The organism is Candidatus Kryptoniota bacterium, from assembly GCA_036567965.1.
Lineage (GTDB): Bacteria > Bacteroidota > Ignavibacteria > Kryptoniales > JAKASW01 > JAKASW01.
In genome coordinates this window covers 289,712-308,221 of sequence record DATCTN010000026.1, presented here as the reverse complement: position 1 = coordinate 308,221, position 18,510 = coordinate 289,712, and the positions used below count along the sequence as shown (strand labels likewise).

Sequence of the window (18,510 nt, the reverse complement as noted above, 5' to 3'; positions counted from 1 at the left end):
TTAAAACATTTCGTTACAGTTTTTGCAGACTCTCATTCTCTGCGTCCGTCCTCCCGATCCCGCGACGGTAGCGTACCCGAGGCGGCTTGCGTTGTTGCACTTCGGACAAATCACCATCACGGTCGACGAGTGGATCGGAAGTTCTCTCTCCAGGATGCCGCCTGCGGGCATCTTGGCAGTCGGGCGGGTGTGCTTCTTTCTCACGTTGACGCCTTCGACGAGAACTCTCTGTTTGTCGGGGATCACCCTGAGTACCTTGCCGGTCTTCCCGCGCGAGTTACCACTGATTACCAATACCATGTCATTTTTATGGACGTGCATTACAAAACCTTTCTTAAAGAACTTCAGGGGCGAGTGAAACAATTTTCATGAACTGTTTATCTCGAAGCTCACGCGCGACGGGGCCGAATATTCTGGTGCCGCGGGGCTCTCCCTGCGCGTTCAACAGTACCGCGGCATTTTCATCAAACCGGATGAATGTTCCGTCGGACCGCTTGTATTCTTTCTTCGTCCTGACGACGACCGCTCGCGACACGTCGCCTTTCTTCACTTCGGCTCCGGGGATCGCCTGCTTCACAGCGACCACGATCAAGTCGCCGAGTCCTGCATAACGCCTGTCATGTCCACCGAGCACTCTTATGCAGCGAACTTTCTTCGCGCCCGAGTTGTCAGCAACAACGAGATTGGTCTCTTCCTGAATCAATTTCTAAACCTCCGTTATTTCGCTTTTTCGACAACTTCTACAAGGCGCCAGCGCTTGCTCTTGGACAGCGGTCGGGTTTCCATGATCCTTACGATGTCGCCGATCTTTGCTTCATTCTTCTCGTCGTGCGCTGTCAGCTTTGTCGTCCTTTTCGAATACTTCTTATAGATCGGATGTGGAACGAGTCTCTCGATACTCACAACGATCGATTTCTGCATCTTGTTGCTGACCACTTTTCCGATCCTGGTCTTTCTCAGATTTCTTTTTTCAGCCGTGGCTTCCATCAGTTACCCTCGTTCTTCTTTGTCTCGACCGCGCCGGCATTTTTCTTCGCCTCAATCTCGCGTTCCCTCAGAATTGTTCTCATCTCGGCAATTTCCTTTTTCAAGAACCGAACCTGGACCGGGTTCTTGACTTCACCGCCGACGGCTTTTTGAAACTTGATCTTGTCCAGTGCCTCGAGGTTATCCTTTATGCGCTGGGAGATTTCCTTCTCGGACAGCGCACGGACTTCATGGGGCTTTATCATTGTCTCAATCCTCGTAATCCATTCTTACGACAAATTTCGTTTTTATCGGGAGCTTGTGAGCAGCAAGCCTGAGTGCCGCTTGCGCGAGAGGTCCTGCAACTCCTCCGACTTCGAACATGACTCTGCCCGGTTTCACGACAGCGACCCAGAACTCGGGCATGCCTTTTCCTTTTCCCATTCTCGTCTCGGCCGGCTTTTTTGTCACGGGCTTATCGGGAAATATCCTGATCCAGATTCTTCCGTCGCGTTTCATCTGTCTTGTCAGCGCGACGCGCGCCGCTTCAATCTGCCGTGCAGTTATCCACCCGGGCTCGAGCGCCTTCAGACCGAAGTCGCCGAATGCTACGGTGCTTCCCCGCAGGGCCTTGCCGCGCATCCTTCCCCTCTGGGTTTTTCTGTACTTAACTCTCTTTGGCATTAACATTTCTAAGTTCTCCTGTCCGTCGGATGATTATCTGGGCAGCGGTCCGTAAACTTCGCCGCGGCAAATCCAAACCTTTACGCCGATCAAGCCGTAAATCGTTCTGGCCGCCACGCTGGCGTAATCGATGTCGGCGCGAAGCGTGTGAAGAGGGACCCTTCCTTCGCGGTACTGTTCAGTGCGGGCAATTTCCGACCCGCCGAGCCGGCCCGCGCACATGACGCGGATACCTTCTGCTCCCATCCTGGAAGCTGATGTGATCGCGTTCTTCATCGCACGACGGAAATTTATTCTTCCCTCGAGCTGAGTTGCGATGTTTTCGGCAACCAGGTACGCATCGAGTTCAGGGCGTTTTATCTCAAAAGTCTTTATTTTGACAGCTTCCCGTCCGGTAAGTTTCTTCAATTCGGCCTCAAGCTGATTCACGTCTTTTCCACTTTTACCTATGACAATCCCGGGACGGCTTGTGTGAATGGAGACCGTCATCTGGCTTCCTTTCCGTTCGATTACAAGTCGGGAGACTCCCGCCTTGTTCAATCGACTGCGCAGATAGTTCCTCACTCTTTCATCTTCCGTGAGAAGCGCGGAATATCCTTTTCGCTCGAACCAGGTCGAATCCCAGTCGCGTGTAATGCCAAGTCTGAAGCCGATAGGATTAGTCTTTTGTCCCAAAAGTTCCTCCGTTGTAGACGATTGCTTTCATCTGATAGCTCATCGTTTCATTCTTTCGTTGCCACTACAACCGTGATATGGTTGCTTCTTTTTCGTATCCTGTACGCGCGTCCCTGGGGTGCAGGCAAAACTCTTTTCGCAGCCGGTCCGCCGTCAACAAATATTTCCTTCACGAACAGGCTCTCTTCGTCGAGCTTACCGACATCTTCCCGGTTCATGATATTTGAGACGGCAGAACGCAGCGCCTTCTCCGCATCTTTCGATGCATGCTTCGGGGAAAAATGAAGAATTGAAAGCGCCTGTCCGACGCTCTTTCCGCGGATGAGATCTACTACCAATCTCATCTTTCTCGGAGACGAACCGATATACTTTGCGACAGCACGTGATTCCATTTGTTAAGGCTCCTTACTCTGCGGGCGTCGCGGCTTTTTCTGATTTGAGACCGGGATGCGTCCTGAAGGTGCGTGTTGCGGCAAACTCCCCGAGCCTGTGCCCAACCATCGCCTCGATGATGTACACCGGTATGAATTTGTTTCCGTTATGAACCGCAAAAGTATGCCCCACAAAATCCGGGACGATCATCGTGTCACGGGCCCACGTTTTGATCACCTTCTTCTGGTTCTTTTTGTTCAGATCCTCCACTTTCTTGAGAAGTTTCGGATCGACGAACACACCTTTTTTTAACGAACGCGCCATGTTAGTTCAACCGTTATCTTTTTCGTTTCACTATATACTTGTTGGACGGCTTGTTTCTCTTTCGTGTCTTTTTACCCTTCGTCTTCCATCCCCATGGCGAAACCGGATGAGGATTTCCCTGGGGAGATTTTCCTTCGCCACCGCCGTGCGGGTGATCGACAGGGTTCATAACCACTCCACGCGACTGAGGTCTTACACCGAGCCAGCGGAGTCGTCCGGCTTTTCCCCAGCTGATATTCTCGTACTCAGCATTACTGACCACGCCGATGGTCGCTTTGCATTCAGTCCTTATCATCCTCATCTCGCCGGAAGGAAGCCTGAGTGTTGCGTAGTTGCCTTCTTTTGCGACGAGCTGCGCGGAATTGCCGGCGCTTCTGGCGAGCTGTGCACCTTTGCCGGCTTTCATCTCGACGTTATTGATTGTCGTGCCGACGGGAATATTCTTAAGCGGGATCGAGTTCCCTACCTTGATCTCAGCGGCCTCTCCGGTCTGGAGAATATCGCCGACCTTCAGTCCGTCGGGGGCAATGATGTAACGCTTGTCTCCGTCACGGTAATGGAGAAGTGCAATTCTCGCATTCCTGTTGGGATCATATTCTACGGCGGCGACTTTCGCGTCAATTCCAACCTTGTCCCGCTTGAAATCGATAATTCTATAAAACTTCTTATGGGCTCCGCCGCGGTGACGTGATGTGATTCGTCCCTGGTTATTTCTCCCGCCGCTGCTTTTCAACGGAACGATGAGCGATTTCTCCGGCTTTGTCTTCGTCACCTCTTCGAATGTCGAGACCACGTAGAACCGCGTCGCGGGCGTCATCGGTTTTAATTTTTTCAAACCCATTTCAAAATCCTTTTCCTATTGGATTCTTCCGGAACAATACTACGCGGTCCCGAGAAGATCGATCGTGTAACCTTCCATAAGGGTCACAATAGCCTTTTTCCTTGTCGGACGCCGGCCTTCAAATCTGCCGCGCCTCGTGAGCGAGCCGATCAGCTTACCTTTCATTACAGCGGTGCGGACTGTCTTCACTTTTACGTTGAAGCGTTTCTCTATTTCTCTCTTCACTTCTATTTTGTTCGATCCGACTACGATTTCGAAAACGTACTGGTGCTGCTCCTGCAGCTTCGTATTCTTTTCCGTCAGCAACGGCCTTATAATAAGGGTACTCATTATGCTTCTCCGACCAGTTTGTCCTGCAAAACTGTCAATGCACTCTTCTGGAAGAGGATGAAATCGTTGTTCAGCAATTCGTAAGGCGAAGCGCCGACGGCATCTTTCACAAAAACCTTCGGAAGGTTCCTGCTGGAGACGTAAATGGTTTTGTCATTCTTCGGGAGAAGCATCAGGACTTTTTTACCTTTTAATCCCAGCGAGTTTAGAATCTCGACCACTCTTTTTGTTTTCGATTCGTTGAGGGTAAAATCCTCGACCACCATGATACAGCTGTCTTTAGCTTTGTATGTGAGTGCCGATTTCTTGGCCAGCGTCTTCACCTTGTCATTGACCTTGAGGTTGTACTCGTGCGGCACCGGACCCTGAATTGTTCCGCCGCCGACCCAAAGCGGGTTCCTGATGGATCCGCTTCTCGCCCTGCCGGTGTGTTTTTGCTTCCAGGGTTTCTTTCCTCCGCCGCTGACTTCGGCACGGGTTTTCGTCTTATGAGTTCCCTGGCGTGCGTGCGCGAGGTAGGCGGTCACTGCGTGGTAGATTGCCTGATCATTCGGCACGATTTCGAATACGGCCGGGGATAGCTCCACCTTCTCACCTGTCTTTGTGCCGTCGATTTTCAGAATATCTAATTGCATCTTGTCGACCTCATTCACTTCCAGATTTCCAGAAAGCCGTTGGTCGGTCCTGGCACCGAGCCTTCGACGAGGATCAGATTTGAATCCGGGATCAAGCGGACAACTTTCAGGTTCTTCACAGTTGAGCGCTTGCCGCCCATTCTGCCGGCCATGCGCTGACCCTTAAATGATCTCGACGGGTAGGACGAGCTTCCGACCGATCCCGGCGCACGGGTCCTGTCGCTTTGACCGTGAGTCACCGCGCCGCCGCCAAAGTGGTGGCGCTTCACGACTCCCTGGAAACCATGACCCTTCGAGGTTCCCGATACGGAAATAGTGTCGCCGACTGCGAAAACCTTGTCTACGCTCACCACATCACCGGCTTTGTAGGCGGAAATCTCGAAGCCGTCGAATTCACCGAGAATTCTTGCCGACTTGACGCCGGACTTTGCAAGATGACCTTTCAACGGTTTGCTCAACAGGCTTTCACGCTTCGCACCAAATCCGAGCTGAAGCGCTTCATATCCGTCGCGTTCTTTCGTCTTGATTGCAGTAATCGGACAGGGACCTGCTTCGATGACGGTGACAGAAATGAAGTTGCCCTTCTCATCGAACACGTTTGTCATTCCGAGTTTCTTGCCAAGCATGCCACTCATTATCTTAAACTCCGGTATGCGCGGGGATTATTAAATGTCATCAGCTGAACCGTTCAGACTTTCATTTCCACATCGACGCCTGCGGGCAAATCGAGTTTCGTCAGCGAGTCGACTGATTTGGATGAGGCGTTGTAGATATAAATCAGGCGCTTGTGCTGACGCAGTTCAAATTGTTCGCGGCTTCGTTTGTCGACATGTGGCGACCGAAGAACTGTGTAGATCGTCTTCTTTGTCGGGAGTGGAATCGGGCCGGACACTACGGCGCCGGTCGACTTGATTGTCCTCACGATTTTCTCGGCCGACTTGTCAATCAGAGCATGATCATAGGATTTCAACTTTATCCTGATAGTCTGACCAGCCACAGCTTTACCTCGCTTCCATATTTTTGTAAGCGTTCAAAGTAGAGTTACTCTATAATTTTCGTTACGACTCCGGCGCCGACGGTATGTCCGCCTTCGCGAATAGCAAAACGAAGTCCTTCTTCCATCGCAATGGGAGTGATGAGTTCGATTCTCAGGTTGTCGACGTTATCGCCAGGCATAACCATTTCGGTTCCAGCCGGGAATTCTGTCGCAGAACCGGTCACGTCAGTCGTTCTGAAGTAGAACTGCGGGCGATACCCTTTGAAGAAAGGAGTATGACGGCCGCCTTCTTCTTTGCTCAACACGTACACCTGGGCGATGAACTTTGTGTGAGGAGTAATCGAGCCGGGTTTGGCAATAACCATTCCGCGTTCAAGTTCTTCTTTTTCAACTCCGCGTAGAAGAACGCCGATGTTGTCGCCGGCCATACCTTCATCGAGTTCTTTGCGGAACATCTCGAGTCCGGTGCAAACCGCTTTCTTGTGCGCTCCGAGACCGATGATCTCCACTTCCTCACCAACTTTCACTTTTCCGCGCTCGACACGGCCGGTTCCGACGGTGCCGCGGCCGGTGATCGTGAATACGTCTTCGACCGGCATAAGGAACGGCTTGTCGACATCACGCTTCGGAAGCGGTATGTAGCTGTCGACTGCATCCATCAAATCATAGACGCATTTGAATCTTGGGTCGTCTGGCTTTGCATTTGGGTCGGCGCCCGCTTCCATGGCCTTTAGTGCACTGCCGCGAATAACCGGTATCTCATCGCCGGGGAAATTGTACTTCTTCAGGAGGTCGCGGACTTCTACTTCAACAAGCTCGAGAAGCTCGGGGTCATCGACCATATCGACCTTATTCATGAAAACGACAATTTTCGGCACGCCGACCTGATACGCGAGAAGAATGTGTTCCCTGGTCTGTGGCATAGGTCCGTCGTTCGCCGCGACTACGAGAATAGCGCCGTCCATCTGAGCAGCGCCCGTGATCATGTTCTTTATATAGTCGGCGTGACCGGGACAGTCGACATGTGCGTAGTGACGGGTGGCGGTGGAATACTCGACGTGCGCTGTTGCGATGGTTATTCCCCGCGCTTTTTCTTCGGGCGCATTATCGATGCTGTCAAAAGTTCTTATCGAAGCCAATCCTTTCTTTGCCAGCGCCATTGTGATCGCCGCGGTAAGAGTTGTCTTGCCATGGTCGATGTGCCCGATCGTGCCGACGTTCACATGCGGCTTGCTACGGTCAAATTTCTCCTTTGCCATTTAAATTCTCCTTATGATTTTTTCAAACTGTTACTCCGGAACAGTTCCACCGGAACCATAACCGGAACCAGCTGCGTAAAGGAAGAGAGGTCCTTTGTCATGCAGCCACCGTCTCTTTGCCTCTTACTTTTTCGATAATCTGTTCCGAAATGCTCTTCGGCACTTCATCGTAATGAGAAAACTGCATGGTGAAGATCGCCCGTCCTTGCGTCATGGAACGTAACGACGTCGCATATCCGAACATCTCTGAAAGCGAAACCATCGCCTTCACAACCTGAGCGTCTTTGCGGGATCCGATCCCTTCGATCCTTCCACGGCGTGAGTTGAGATCACCCATTACATCACCGAGATATTCCTCGGGGGTGACAACTTCAACGTCCATGATGGGCTCAAGTAGAACCGGATCTGCCTTTTTCGCACCGTCTTTAAACCCGATGCTGCCGGCTATCTTGAACGCCATCTCGCTGGAGTCAACATCATGGTACGAACCATCGAACAGTTTTACTTTGACGTCCACAACCGGGAAGCCGGCAAGGACTCCGCTCTGAAGAGCTTCGTGAATCCCTTCAGACACGGCGGGGATATATTCTTTCGGAATCACGCCGCCCACAATGGCGTTCGTGAATTCGTAACCTTTGCCCTTCTCGTTGGGTTCGATCTCAAGCCACACGTGGCCGTACTGACCGTGCCCGCCGGATTGCCTGATGAACTTTCCTTCCTGTGTGACTTTCTTCTTAATAGTCTCTTTGTATGCGACTTGCGGTCGGCCGACATTTGCCTCGACCTTGAACTCGCGTTTCAAACGATCGACGATGATCTCAAGATGAAGTTCGCCCATACCGCTGATGATCGTCTGACCTGTTTCTTCATTCGTAGCCATCCGGAAAGTCGGATCTTCTTCCGTCAATTTCATGAGTGAATCGCCGAGCTTTTCCTGATCAGCCTTCGTCTTAGGTTCGATCGCGACATGGATAACCGGATCGGGGAATTCCATCTTCTCGAGGACGATCGGCGAGTCCTCTTCACAAAGCGTATCGCCCGTCTTCGTGTATTTGAGACCGACGGCAGCCGCAATGTCTCCTGTGTAAGCAGTGTCGATATCTTCGCGATGATTCGCATGCATACGAAGAATACGACCTATTCTTTCCTTCCGGCCGGTACTCGAGTTATGCACGTACGAACCGCCGGATAGTGTTCCGCTGTATACTCTGAAGAACGTCAGTTTTCCGACGTACGGATCGGTCATAATTTTGAAGGCGAGTGCCGAAAAATGTTCTTCGTCGGACGGTTTGCGTTCGATTTGCTTTCCGTTCGGGTCATGGCCGTGAGTCACGCCGACATCGAGAGGTGACGGGAGGAAATCGACAACACAATCCATTAGACGCTGCACACCTTTGTTCTTGAATGCAGTGCCGCATGCAACCGGGACAATCTTTAGTCCTATTGTAGCTCTTCTGATCGTAGCTATAATTTCGGATTCTGAAATCTCCTTGCCGTCGAGATACTTGACGAGAAGTGTGTCATCTATGTCGGAGACGGCTTCGAGAAGTTTGGTTCTATACTCTGCAGAAATCTTCTGGAGGTCATGGGGTATATCGTACTCTTCCCAGGTCGTCCCGAGATTCGACTCGTTGTACATAACAGCTTTCATTTTAACGAGGTCGACGACGCCGGAGAACAGGTCACCCTCGCCGATCGGGAGCTGTATCGGAACGGGGTTCGCGGCGAGTCTATCGCGCATCATCTGTAGAACATTAAAGAAGTCCGCGCCGACGCGGTCCATCTTGTTGACGAAAGCTATTCTCGGGACTCCGTATTTGTCGGCCTGTCTCCATACAGTTTCAGATTGGGGTTCGACACCACCGACCGCGCAGAACAGTGCGATCGCACCATCAAGGACACGGAGTGATCGCTCGACTTCGATGGTGAAGTCAACATGTCCGGGCGTGTCGATAATATTTATCCTGTGGTCTCTCCAGAAGCAGGTCGTGGCCGCGGAGGTAATCGTTATTCCGCGCTCTTTTTCCTGTTCCATGTAATCCATGGTGGCTGCGCCATCGTGGACCTCGCCTAACCGGTGCGTCTTACCTGTATAGAAAAGTATTCTCTCGGTAGTTGTAGTTTTTCCGGCATCTATGTGCGCCATAATCCCGATGTTGCGTGTTCGTTCTAACGGATACTCTCTGGGCATAACCTATCTATCGCCTTTCGATCTCACCATCTATAGTGAGCGAAAGCCTTGTTAGCTTCCGCCATCTTATGTGTGTCTTCACGTTTCTTAATCGCGTTTCCTTCGCCGTTCGACGCCGCGATTATTTCCGCCGCAAGTTTCAGGGACATCGACTTGTCCTTTCTTTCGCGCGAATATCTAATGAGCCATCTCATTCCGAGTGCAAGGCTTCTTTCGGGCCTTACTTCGCTCGGAACCTGGTACGTGGCGCCTCCGACCCTTCTCGCACGCACTTCGATAATCGGCTGAACATTGTTCAGCGCCTTCCGGAACACGTCGAGAGGATTTTGCTTTGTCCTCTGCTCGATGATGTCGAACGCATCGTAGATAATTCTGCGTGCACGGTGCTTCATACCCGAAGTCATGATGTTGTTCACGAACTTCGCGATAAACACGTCGTTATATTTCGGGTCAGGAAAAGCCTGACGCCTGTCAGAGCGTTTCTTTCTCATTTTAAACTCTACTTGTAAGTTTTATGCCGAAGCTTTAGGCTTCTTGGCGCCGTACTTCGATCTGCCCTGCTTCCTGTCTGCCACGCCGGCAGTATCGAGTGTGCCTCTTATGATGTGGTAACGCACGCCCGGTAGGTCTTTCACACGGCCGCCTCTTATCAAAACAATAGAGTGTTCCTGCAGGTTATGTCCCTCCCCAGGGATATAGGCCGTGACTTCAATTCCGTTAGTCAGCCTGACGCGCGCAACTTTGCGAAGAGCCGAATTCGGCTTCTTTGGTGTGGTGGTGTAGACGCGAGTGCATACACCTCGCTTTTGCGGGTTTCCCTGAAGCGCGGGGGACTTACCTTTCAGAAGGAGTCTCTCTCTCCCCTGCCTTATCAGTTGGTTAATTGTCGGCAATCTGTTCCTCCGAATTACGTGCCTTCATCATAGAGAATTAAATATAAACGACGCCTATAAAATAATCAAGAAAACTTGCCACAAAAATGGGGAGAAACAGCGTTCTCCCCACTCTGTTTTACTTCTTTATTAGGACGCGACCTTCTGCCTGGAGACTTCTTCTTCCTCCGGCTCTTCGGCCGCTCTTTCAAGCATCTCCTCGTCAGTAAGGATGAGGTCATGGAACTTCTTCAAGCCGGTTCCTGCGGGGATGAGCTGCCCGATTATGACGTTTTCCTTCAAGCCGATAAGCTTGTCCAGTTTCCCTTCCACAGACGCATCTGTGAGGACCTTTGTCGTCTCCTGGAACGAAGCAGCAGAAATAAAACTGTCAGTGGACAACGCGGCAGACGTGATTCCGAGAAGCACGTCCTCAGCAGTTGCAGGGACCGCGTCACGGAACTCGGTCACTTTTTTCTTCGCCCGTCGCATGTCGCGATTCTTGGCCATGACCACTGCGCGCTCCACAATCTGACCGATTCTGTACTTCGAGTCTCCTTTCGCAGTGACAACGATCTTCTTGCTGATCGTCGAGTTTTCTTCTCTTATCCTGTGAACGTCAACGATATCGCCTTCGAGGAACGGCGTGTCGCCCGCGTCGACGACACGAACACGCTGGAACATCTGGCGCACTATAACTTCGATGTGCTTATCGTTAATCGTCACATTTTGCTGACGATACACTTCCTGGATTTCGTCGAGCAGGTATTTCTGCACATCAGCCGGACCTTTGATCCGGAGTATGTCATGCGGATCGATCGGTCCGTCAGTAAGTCGCTCACCGGCAATCACGAAATCGTTTTCCTGTACCAGGATGTGCTGTCTCAGAGAGACCTTGTACGTTTTTCTGTCTTTTCCGTCGGCGCTCGTGACAATGACTTCTTTCGTGCCTCTGGACTGTCCGCCGAACCCGACGTAGCCGTCAATTTCGCTTACTGTTGCAGGATCCTGCGGCGCACGTGCCTCGAAAAGCTCCTGCACCCTCGGAAGACCTGTGGTAACGTCACGTACGCGCGACAATTCTTTCGGCTTCTTGGCAAGTGTTTCGCCGGACTGAACCTCCTCGGCATCTTCGACCACGATGTGCGCCCCGACCGGAAGGTTATATGTCCGCTTGATCTTGCTGCCATGGACAATCTCGATCGACGGGGTCACATTCTTGTCGACGCTTTCGATGACGACTTTCTCGACCTGTCCGGTTTGCTCGTCGGTCTGTTCGCGATAAGTGATGTCCTTTTTCAGGTCGACCCAACGCACTTTGCCACCGAACTCGGTGAGTATCAGGGTATTGTAAGGATCCCACTGGTACACGAGGTCGCCCTTACTCACGGTATCGCCCTCGGCGAGTAGCAGGTGGGCGCCCTGTGGAACGTCCATCTTCTTGATGGCGCGATTGTCCTTGTCAAGAATCTGGATTACGCCGTGACGTCCGAGCAATACTTTTTCAGGTTTGCCGGTTGTGCGGTTGGTATAATCGACAAGCGGCTGCATGTTTTCGAATCTCAATCTGCCTTCGGCTGGCGCGACTACGTTCGATTCCTGCGACTCGACGCTTGCGGTACCGCCGGTGTGGAACGTACGGAGAGTCAGCTGTGTACCCGGTTCTCCGATACTCTGTGCCGCGATAATCCCGACCGCGTCACCGATCTCGACCATCTTTCCGGTGGCAAGATTGCGGCCGTAGCATCTCGCGCAAACTCCGCGCGGAGCCTCGCAGGTCAATACCGATCGGATATCGACGCTGTCGATTGCGGTGTTTGCGATCCTTTCAGCAAGATCTTCCGTGATTTCTTCGCCGCCTTTCAAGATCACGGTATTGGAGAGCGGATCGACGACATCGTAAAGTGCGACTCGTCCAAGAATACGTTCGACCAGAGTTTCCTGAACTCGCTCGCCGTCCTTAATAGCGCTCACGGATATGCCGCGGATCGTTCCGCAGTCATCGCTCGCGATGACGACGTCCTGAGAAACGTCCACAAGCCTGCGAGTGAGATAACCTGCGTCGGCGGTCTTCAAAGCGGTGTCGGCTAGTCCTTTTCTTGCGCCGTGAGTAGAGATGAAGTATTCCAATATCGACAACCCTTCGCGGAAGTTCGCGATGATCGGATTCTCGATGAGATCGCCGACCTGGCCGGTGAGCGACTTCTGCGGTTTCGCCATCAGACCGCGCATCGCAGCGAGCTGCTTTACCTGGTCTTTGGAACCTCTGGCGCCCGAATCCAACATCATCCATATCGAGTTGAATCCATCCTTCGAGGCGGATAGAGTTTTGTACGCCGCGTCGCTCACGAGATTAGTCGCTCTCTGCCACACATCAATGATCTTGTTATAACGTTCGCCAGCAGTTATGAAGCCACCCTCGTAGCTTGCTTCAATTTCCTTAACGTCACGATCGGAAATCTCGATAAATTTCCTCTTGACGTCGGGTATGATGACATCGTTGACGTTAATAGAGAGGCCTGCAGCCGTCGCGCTTTCAAATCCAAGATCCTTCAGATCGTCAAGGAACAATGCGGTCTTAAGCGGACCGGCCTTCTTGTAGGACTCAGCAATGATGGAGATGAGCTTGCTCTTCGTCAAGACTTCATTTATGAATCCAAGTTCGACCGGTACTATCTCATTGAATAGAACGCGGCCGGGAGTCGTGTCTATATATTCTCCACCCTTCTTGAATCTTATCGGTTCATGATATGAATTCTTCTTTAATTCGATCGACAGTCTGATCTCGTTGACCGAGGCAAACACCTTCGGGGTTGCATTTGCACTCTTTTGAATCTTCGTCAGGTAGTACAACCCGAGAACCATATCCTGCGTCGGATGGACGATCGGCTTCCCGTGTGCCGGCGACAGGAGGTTGTGGCTGGACAGCATCAGTATCCGCGCCTCGAGCTGCGCTTCAAACGAAAGCGGCACATGAACCGCCATCTGGTCGCCGTCGAAATCGGCGTTGAATGCAGTGCAGACCAGAGGATGAAGTTTGATCGCTTTTGCATCGACCAACACCGGCTGGAATGCCTGGATGCCGAGTCTGTGCAGGGTCGGCGCGCGGTTCAACATTACGGGATGTCCTTCCACTATCGAGGGGAGAACTTCCCACACTTCCAATACTTTTCGATCCACAAGCCTTCTGGCGGTCTTCGCGGTTTTCGCCTCGCCCCGTTCGAGAAGCTTCCGGATGATCATGGGCTTGAAGAGTTCTACCGCCATATCTTTCGGCAGTCCGCACTGATGTAATTTCAGTTCAGGTCCGACGACGATCACAGATCTTCCACTGTAATCGACGCGCTTGCCGAGAAGATTCTGACGGAACCGCCCCTGTTTACCTTTCAGGACATCCGACAGAGACTTCAGCGCGCGCTGACTGTCTGAATTTACCGCGCTGATGCGGCGGCTGTTGTCGAGCAACGCATCGACCGCTTCCTGAAGCATTCTCTTTTCGTTCCGAAGGATTACTTCGGGAGCTTTGATGTCAATGAGGCGCTTCAACCTGTTGTTTCTAATGATCACCCGGCGATATAGATCGTTCAGATCGCTCGTGGCGAATCGTCCACCTTCGAGGGGTACGAGCGGCCTCAGCTCCGGCGGAATTACCGGGATCACTTCGAGCACCATCCAGTCGGGTCTGTTGATGAACTCGTCTCCCTCGCGCGTGCGGAATGCCTCGGCGACTTTAAGGCGCTTCAGGAGATCAATTCGCTTTTGTTCCGATTTTTCCGTCCGAGCCGATGTCCTGAGAAAGTCGCTTAGTTCATCGACTTCGACCCGCTTCAGCATTTCCTTAATCGCTTCGCCGCCGATCTTTACAATAACCTTTCTCGCGTCCGAGTCATCCAGCTCATTATTATGCGGATACTTCTCCAGCAGCTCGTAATACTCCTCCTCGGTCATGAGATGTTTCGCCTTGAGGTCGGCAGCGGCGCCCGGCTGTACCACTACGTACGATTCGTAGTAAACGATCTTCTCGAGTTCTTTTGTCGACATCCCGAGAAGGTTGCCGATCTTGCTGGGCAGCGAGCGCAAATACCAGATGTGAACCACGGGCGTCGCGAGCGTGATGTGCCCCATCCTCTCACGACGAACGCTTTTCTGGGTGACTTCAACACCACAGCGGTCGCATACGATACCCTTGTACCGTATCTTTTTATACTTGCCGCAGTGACATTCCCAGTCTCTAACCGGACCGAATATCTTTTCGCAGAACAGACCGTCTTTTTCCGGGCGATAGGATCGGTAGTTGATTGTTTCCGGTTTCGTGACTTCACCGTGAGAACGATCGATGATTGAATCGGGAGATGCAAGGCTAATGCGAATTGCCGTTATCGCCTTGCGGCTTAACTGGGGTTCCCGGCGAAAATCTGCGTTAGGCATCAAATAACCTCCTCCGAAGGAGTCCTTCGGACAATTTTTATTGAAGTCCCGCGGTACGGGATCATAAATTTCTTACTTCCTCTCGTCGCTGCGAGAGAATTCACCGTCGTGCATGACCTTGACTTCGAGGCCGAGTCCCTGAAGTTCGCGCACGAGAACACTGAAAGCTTCGGGTACGCCAGGTTCGGAAGTGTTATCTCCCTTCACCAGGGACTCGAACAGCTTCGATCGACCCGGGACATCGTCGCTCTTGACGGTCAGCATTTCCTGAAGAACATGTGCGGCGCCGTATGCTTCGAGAGCCCAGACTTCCATTTCTCCGAACCTCTGGCCGCCAAATTGCGCTTTGCCACCCAGCGGCTGTTGAGTGATCAGAGAATACTGGCCGGTTGAACGAGCATGAATCTTGTCTTCAACCAGGTGATCGAGCTTCATCATATACATGTAACCGACGGTCACCTCGTTTGCAAAAGTTTCTCCGCCCTTGCCGTCGTACAGCACGGTCTTGGAATTCTCATTCAAGCCGGCTTTTCTCAATTCACCCTGGACTTCTTCCCAGGTCGCGCCGTCGAAAATCGGAGACGCGTATTTGACGCCGAGTTTCTCTGCGGCCCATCCAAGCGCAGTTTCGTAGAGCTGCCCGATGTTCATACGCGAAGGCACGCCAAGCGGATTCAACACCATCCCGACAGGCGTTCCATCGGGAAGGAACGGCATGTCTTCTTTGGGAACCACGATCGAGACAACTCCTTTGTTGCCGTGGCGGCCTGCCATCTTGTCACCGACCTGTAATTTGCGTTTCGACGCGACATAAACTTTCGCGAGCTGGACAATACCCGGAGGAAGCTCATCACCAGTGATTGCTTTATTCCGTTCACGGCGTGCCTCTTCTTCAAGATCCAGTACGCGAACATGATAGTTTCTGTAGATTTGCTCGATCAGCCTGTTCTTACGGGAACTCTCAACCCACGGTTCCGTGAAATCGAGTTTCTCAAGATCCTCGAACTTCTGGAAAGTCTCCCGCTTCAGGACGGTACCACTTCTGATCGCGACCGAACCGTCTTTTGCGCGGATGCCTGCTGAGACTTCCTCTTCGAGAACTTCGGTGAGTTTGCCGATGAACTTCTCCTGGACCTCGCCCTTAACGGTCTTGAGCCACTTCTCAATTTCCTCGAGACGTTTCTTCTCTTCCTTCTTCGACTCAGCGTCCTTCTTCTTCCTGGAAAACAGTTTTGTGTCAATGACGACTCCGCGCATTCCCGGAGGCGCCTTCAAGGAAGCATCCTTCACGTCGCCTGCTTTGTCGCCGAAGATCGCCCGGAGGAGCTTCTCTTCCGGGGTCACATCCGTTTCTCCTTTGGGCGTGATCTTACCGACGAGAATGTCGTTCTCAATAACTTCGGCTCCGACGCGGACGATCCCGTTATCATCAAGATCCTTCGTCATTTCTTCAGAGACGTTCGGAATATCTCTTGTCAGCTCTTCTTCGCCGCGTTTCGTGTCCCTCACGCTCGTTTCAAGCGACTGGATATGGAGCGAGGTGAACGCATCTTCAGCGACGAGTTCTTCGCTTACGATGACGGCGTCTTCAAAATTGTACCCGTGCCAAGGCATGAACGCTACCAGAACATTTCTGCCAAGTGCGAGCTCTCCGTTCTCCGTAGAGCATCCGTCAGCAAGAACTTCGCCCTTCTTGAACCTCTGACCGACCTTCACGAGAGGTTTCTGGTTGACCGTTGTGTCCTGGTTGGTGCGGAAGAACTTTCTGAGTTTGTATTCCGCGGTTTTCAGATCCTCGAAGCTTGCAATAACTTCATCCGACTTCTCGTTGATGTCATATTTTACGACGATCCTGCTTCCATCTACGTACTGGACGACTCCATCGTGTTCCGCGACAACGAGCGTTCTCGAATCGACTGCGACCTTGCGCTCGAGTCCGGTACCAACGACGGGCGCTTCGTTCTTTATAAGAGGAACTGCCTGGCGCTGCATGTTCGCACCCATGAGTGCGCGGTTCGCGTCGTCGTGCTCAAGGAACGGTATTAAGGCGGCCGCAGGACTGACGATCTGGTTCGTCGCAATATCCATGAAATGGATCTCCGACGGCTTCTCGAGAATGAAGTCGCCATGATGTCTCGCGCGGACGCGCTCCGAGGTAATTCTTCCCTTTTGATCGACCGGCGTGTTCGCCTGCGCGATTTTGTATTCATCTTCCTGGGCAGCGCTCAGGAACACGATCTCATCTGTCGCGATTCCGTTCACCACTTTGAAATACGGCGTCTCGATGAAACCGAAATCGTTTACTCTTCCGTGAACTGCCAGAGAAGAAATCAATCCGATATTCGGACCTTCCGGCGTTTCAATGGGGCACAGTCGGCCGTAGTGAGTATAATGCACATCGCGGACTTCGAACCCCGCACGTTCGCGGGTCAATCCGCCCGGTCCGAGAGCACTCATCCTGCGCTTGTGAGTCATCTCCGCCAGCGGGTTCGTCTGGTCCATGAACTGAGAGAGTTGACTCGTCCCGAAGAACGAGCTGAGGACTGTCGTGATCACGCGCGCATTGACGAGACCCTGCGGAGTGAAATTCTCTTCATCATGAATATTCATCCGCTCCTTCACATTGCGGACCATCCTTGTCAACGCGAGGTTGAACTGCGATTCGAGCTGCTCTCCCACAGTCTTGACTCGTCTGTTTCCGAGATGATCGATATCGTCGATCTGTCCTTCGTCGCGCCTCAGTTTCAAAATGTAGTCAACGATCGCTACGATGTCGTCTTTGGTGAGCACCGTGACGGTTGTCGGGATGTCCAGCGAGAGTTTTGCGTTCATCCTGTATCGGCCGACGCTTCCGAGATCGTAGCGCTTCTCGCTGAAAAACATTTTCTCCAGCAGACCTCGCGCTGTTTCGGCGTCCTGAGCTTCGACCGAACGTAATTCTTCATAAATCTTTTTCAACGCGCCTTCACTCGAGCTCGTTGAGTCTTCGCGAATGGTGTTGAAAAGAATCGGATCGTCACCCTTGCGAGTCGTCTTTAACAGGTGAATCTTCTTAACGTTTGCCTTTTCAATAAGGCTGATATACTCTTCGGTGAGTTTCAATTCTTCAAGCGACATGTCGGCAGTACTAATAATGATCTCGCCCGTTTTCGTATCGACGACGTCGTTGACGAGCCTGCGTCCCATATACTCACTGAGGTCGACCTTGGCGACATTTATCTCTTCGACCTGCCCGAAAAGGTCGAGGATATCTTCATTCTTTTCATACCCGAGGGCACGCAGAAGTGTCGTCGCATAAAACTTCTTTTTCCTGTCGATATAAACCCACAGGATATTATTGATGTCAGTTGTAAACTCCAGCCAGGCACCTCTCATCGGGATAACGCGCGAACTCCAGATACGCGCCCCGTTCGGGTGTTCAGTCTCAACGAAGAACACACCCGGAGAGCGATGGAGCTGACTGACGACGACGCGCTCTGCGCCGTTGATGATGAACGTCGCGCGATCGGTCATATACGGAATGGAGCCGAGGTACACCTCTTGCTCCTTCGCTTCCATATACCCTTCTTTGTTGGGGCTCGTGTCTTTGCTCGCGAGGCGGAGCTTCGCCTTCAACGTCACCGAATACGTCAATCCTTTTTCGATACACTCTTCAACGCCGTATCTCGGCTTTTCGATACTGTACTCGACGAACTCGAGGGCGAAATGCTCCTTGTTGTCGTACACGGGGAAATTAACCTGGAACACTCCCTGGAGTCCGGTCTGTCTTCTCTTCTTCGCGGATATGTCCTCCTGGAGGAACTTCTTGAACGACTGGATCTGGACGTTCAACAAATCAGGGTATTCGACCTTTTGAGGGATCTTTGCGAAGTCAAGACGTTTCACATCCTGCCCATTCGAATTTAGACTCTTCAACGTATTCATACTCCTTTAGAA

19 protein-coding genes are annotated in these 18,510 nt (G+C 52.0%); all 19 read right to left on the bottom strand.

The features are described 5' to 3' along the window. The gene (gene rplX, locus VIS48_12065; GenBank protein HEY9166884.1) at window positions 1-321 is read right to left on the bottom strand and encodes a 50S ribosomal protein L24; all 321 of its coding nucleotides are present in this window, start codon (window positions 319-321) and stop codon (window positions 1-3) included. A gap of 13 nt (window positions 322-334) precedes the next feature. Further along, entirely contained in the window at window positions 335-703 is a 369-nt protein-coding gene (gene rplN / locus VIS48_12060) for a 50S ribosomal protein L14 (GenBank protein ID HEY9166883.1), read from the bottom strand. A 14-nt stretch (window positions 704-717) separates the two neighbouring features. Next, complete coding sequence (gene rpsQ, locus VIS48_12055) at window positions 718-987, bottom strand: 30S ribosomal protein S17 (protein HEY9166882.1); 270 nt, start codon at window positions 985-987, stop codon at window positions 718-720. After that, window positions 987-1,232, bottom strand: a complete 246-nt coding sequence (gene rpmC / locus VIS48_12050; GenBank protein ID HEY9166881.1) for a 50S ribosomal protein L29 — start codon at window positions 1,230-1,232, stop codon at window positions 987-989. Before rpmC ends, rpsQ begins: the two co-directional genes overlap by 1 nt. A gap of 4 nt (window positions 1,233-1,236) precedes the next feature. After that, window positions 1,237-1,656: a 50S ribosomal protein L16 gene (gene rplP / locus VIS48_12045; protein HEY9166880.1), complete on the bottom strand. Its 420-nt coding sequence runs from the start codon at window positions 1,654-1,656 to the stop codon at window positions 1,237-1,239. Window positions 1,657-1,683: 27 nt separating this feature from the next. Beyond that, entirely contained in the window at window positions 1,684-2,325 is a 642-nt protein-coding gene (gene rpsC, locus VIS48_12040; protein ID HEY9166879.1) for a 30S ribosomal protein S3, read from the bottom strand. Window positions 2,326-2,372: 47 nt separating this feature from the next. After that, window positions 2,373-2,717, bottom strand: a complete 345-nt coding sequence (rplV, locus tag VIS48_12035; GenBank protein HEY9166878.1) for a 50S ribosomal protein L22 — start codon at window positions 2,715-2,717, stop codon at window positions 2,373-2,375. Window positions 2,718-2,730: 13 nt separating this feature from the next. Continuing rightward, entirely contained in the window at window positions 2,731-3,021 is a 291-nt protein-coding gene (rpsS, locus tag VIS48_12030; GenBank protein HEY9166877.1) for a 30S ribosomal protein S19, read from the bottom strand. A 13-nt stretch (window positions 3,022-3,034) separates the two neighbouring features. Continuing rightward, window positions 3,035-3,862, bottom strand: a complete 828-nt coding sequence (rplB, locus tag VIS48_12025; protein ID HEY9166876.1) for a 50S ribosomal protein L2 — start codon at window positions 3,860-3,862, stop codon at window positions 3,035-3,037. A 39-nt stretch (window positions 3,863-3,901) separates the two neighbouring features. Further along, window positions 3,902-4,192 (bottom strand): 50S ribosomal protein L23, encoded by a 291-nt coding sequence (gene rplW / locus VIS48_12020; protein HEY9166875.1) that lies wholly within the window; start codon window positions 4,190-4,192, stop codon window positions 3,902-3,904. Beyond that, window positions 4,192-4,827: a 50S ribosomal protein L4 gene (rplD, locus tag VIS48_12015; protein HEY9166874.1), complete on the bottom strand. Its 636-nt coding sequence runs from the start codon at window positions 4,825-4,827 to the stop codon at window positions 4,192-4,194. The genes rplW and rplD overlap by 1 nt, the downstream gene beginning before the upstream one ends. A gap of 14 nt (window positions 4,828-4,841) precedes the next feature. Then, on the bottom strand, window positions 4,842-5,462 hold the full coding sequence (rplC, locus tag VIS48_12010) for a 50S ribosomal protein L3 (protein ID HEY9166873.1): 621 nt from the start codon (window positions 5,460-5,462) through the stop codon (window positions 4,842-4,844). 53 nt (window positions 5,463-5,515) lie between these two features. Beyond that, window positions 5,516-5,824, bottom strand: a complete 309-nt coding sequence (gene rpsJ / locus VIS48_12005) for a 30S ribosomal protein S10 (GenBank protein HEY9166872.1) — start codon at window positions 5,822-5,824, stop codon at window positions 5,516-5,518. A 44-nt stretch (window positions 5,825-5,868) separates the two neighbouring features. Continuing rightward, window positions 5,869-7,083, bottom strand: coding sequence for an elongation factor Tu (gene tuf / locus VIS48_12000; protein HEY9166871.1), 1,215 nt, complete (start codon window positions 7,081-7,083; stop codon window positions 5,869-5,871). A gap of 97 nt (window positions 7,084-7,180) precedes the next feature. Further along, complete coding sequence (fusA, locus tag VIS48_11995; GenBank protein HEY9166870.1) at window positions 7,181-9,274, bottom strand: elongation factor G; 2,094 nt, start codon at window positions 9,272-9,274, stop codon at window positions 7,181-7,183. A 23-nt stretch (window positions 9,275-9,297) separates the two neighbouring features. Next, window positions 9,298-9,765, bottom strand: coding sequence for a 30S ribosomal protein S7 (gene rpsG / locus VIS48_11990; GenBank protein HEY9166869.1), 468 nt, complete (start codon window positions 9,763-9,765; stop codon window positions 9,298-9,300). A gap of 21 nt (window positions 9,766-9,786) precedes the next feature. Further along, window positions 9,787-10,167: a 30S ribosomal protein S12 gene (rpsL, locus tag VIS48_11985; GenBank protein ID HEY9166868.1), complete on the bottom strand. Its 381-nt coding sequence runs from the start codon at window positions 10,165-10,167 to the stop codon at window positions 9,787-9,789. 129 nt (window positions 10,168-10,296) lie between these two features. Beyond that, window positions 10,297-14,574: a DNA-directed RNA polymerase subunit beta' gene (rpoC, locus tag VIS48_11980; GenBank protein ID HEY9166867.1), complete on the bottom strand. Its 4,278-nt coding sequence runs from the start codon at window positions 14,572-14,574 to the stop codon at window positions 10,297-10,299. 72 nt (window positions 14,575-14,646) lie between these two features. Further along, window positions 14,647-18,489 carry a DNA-directed RNA polymerase subunit beta gene (gene rpoB, locus VIS48_11975; GenBank protein HEY9166866.1) on the bottom strand — a complete coding sequence of 1,281 codons (3,843 nt, stop codon included), beginning with the start codon at window positions 18,487-18,489 and terminating at the stop codon, window positions 14,647-14,649. Window positions 18,490-18,510 lie beyond the last annotated feature (21 nt).

Coding starts and splice junctions, on each gene's coding strand:
- rplP (HEY9166880.1), bottom strand. CDS start 1,656: ATGTTAATGCCAAAGAGAGTTAAGTACAGAAAAACCCAGAGGGGAAGG.
- rpsQ (HEY9166882.1), bottom strand. CDS start 987: ATGGAAGCCACGGCTGAAAAAAGAAATCTGAGAAAGACCAGGATCGGA.
- rpoC (HEY9166867.1), bottom strand. CDS start 14,574: ATGCCTAACGCAGATTTTCGCCGGGAACCCCAGTTAAGCCGCAAGGCG.
- rpsG (HEY9166869.1), bottom strand. CDS start 9,765: ATGAGAAAGAAACGCTCTGACAGGCGTCAGGCTTTTCCTGACCCGAAA.
- rpmC (HEY9166881.1), bottom strand. CDS start 1,232: ATGATAAAGCCCCATGAAGTCCGTGCGCTGTCCGAGAAGGAAATCTCC.
- rplV (HEY9166878.1), bottom strand. CDS start 2,717: ATGGAATCACGTGCTGTCGCAAAGTATATCGGTTCGTCTCCGAGAAAG.
- rplX (HEY9166884.1), bottom strand. CDS start 321: ATGCACGTCCATAAAAATGACATGGTATTGGTAATCAGTGGTAACTCG.
- rplD (HEY9166874.1), bottom strand. CDS start 4,827: ATGCAATTAGATATTCTGAAAATCGACGGCACAAAGACAGGTGAGAAG.
- rplB (HEY9166876.1), bottom strand. CDS start 3,862: ATGGGTTTGAAAAAATTAAAACCGATGACGCCCGCGACGCGGTTCTAC.
- tuf (HEY9166871.1), bottom strand. CDS start 7,083: ATGGCAAAGGAGAAATTTGACCGTAGCAAGCCGCATGTGAACGTCGGC.
- rplC (HEY9166873.1), bottom strand. CDS start 5,462: ATGAGTGGCATGCTTGGCAAGAAACTCGGAATGACAAACGTGTTCGAT.
- rpsS (HEY9166877.1), bottom strand. CDS start 3,021: ATGGCGCGTTCGTTAAAAAAAGGTGTGTTCGTCGATCCGAAACTTCTC.
- rplW (HEY9166875.1), bottom strand. CDS start 4,192: ATGAGTACCCTTATTATAAGGCCGTTGCTGACGGAAAAGAATACGAAG.
- fusA (HEY9166870.1), bottom strand. CDS start 9,274: ATGCCCAGAGAGTATCCGTTAGAACGAACACGCAACATCGGGATTATG.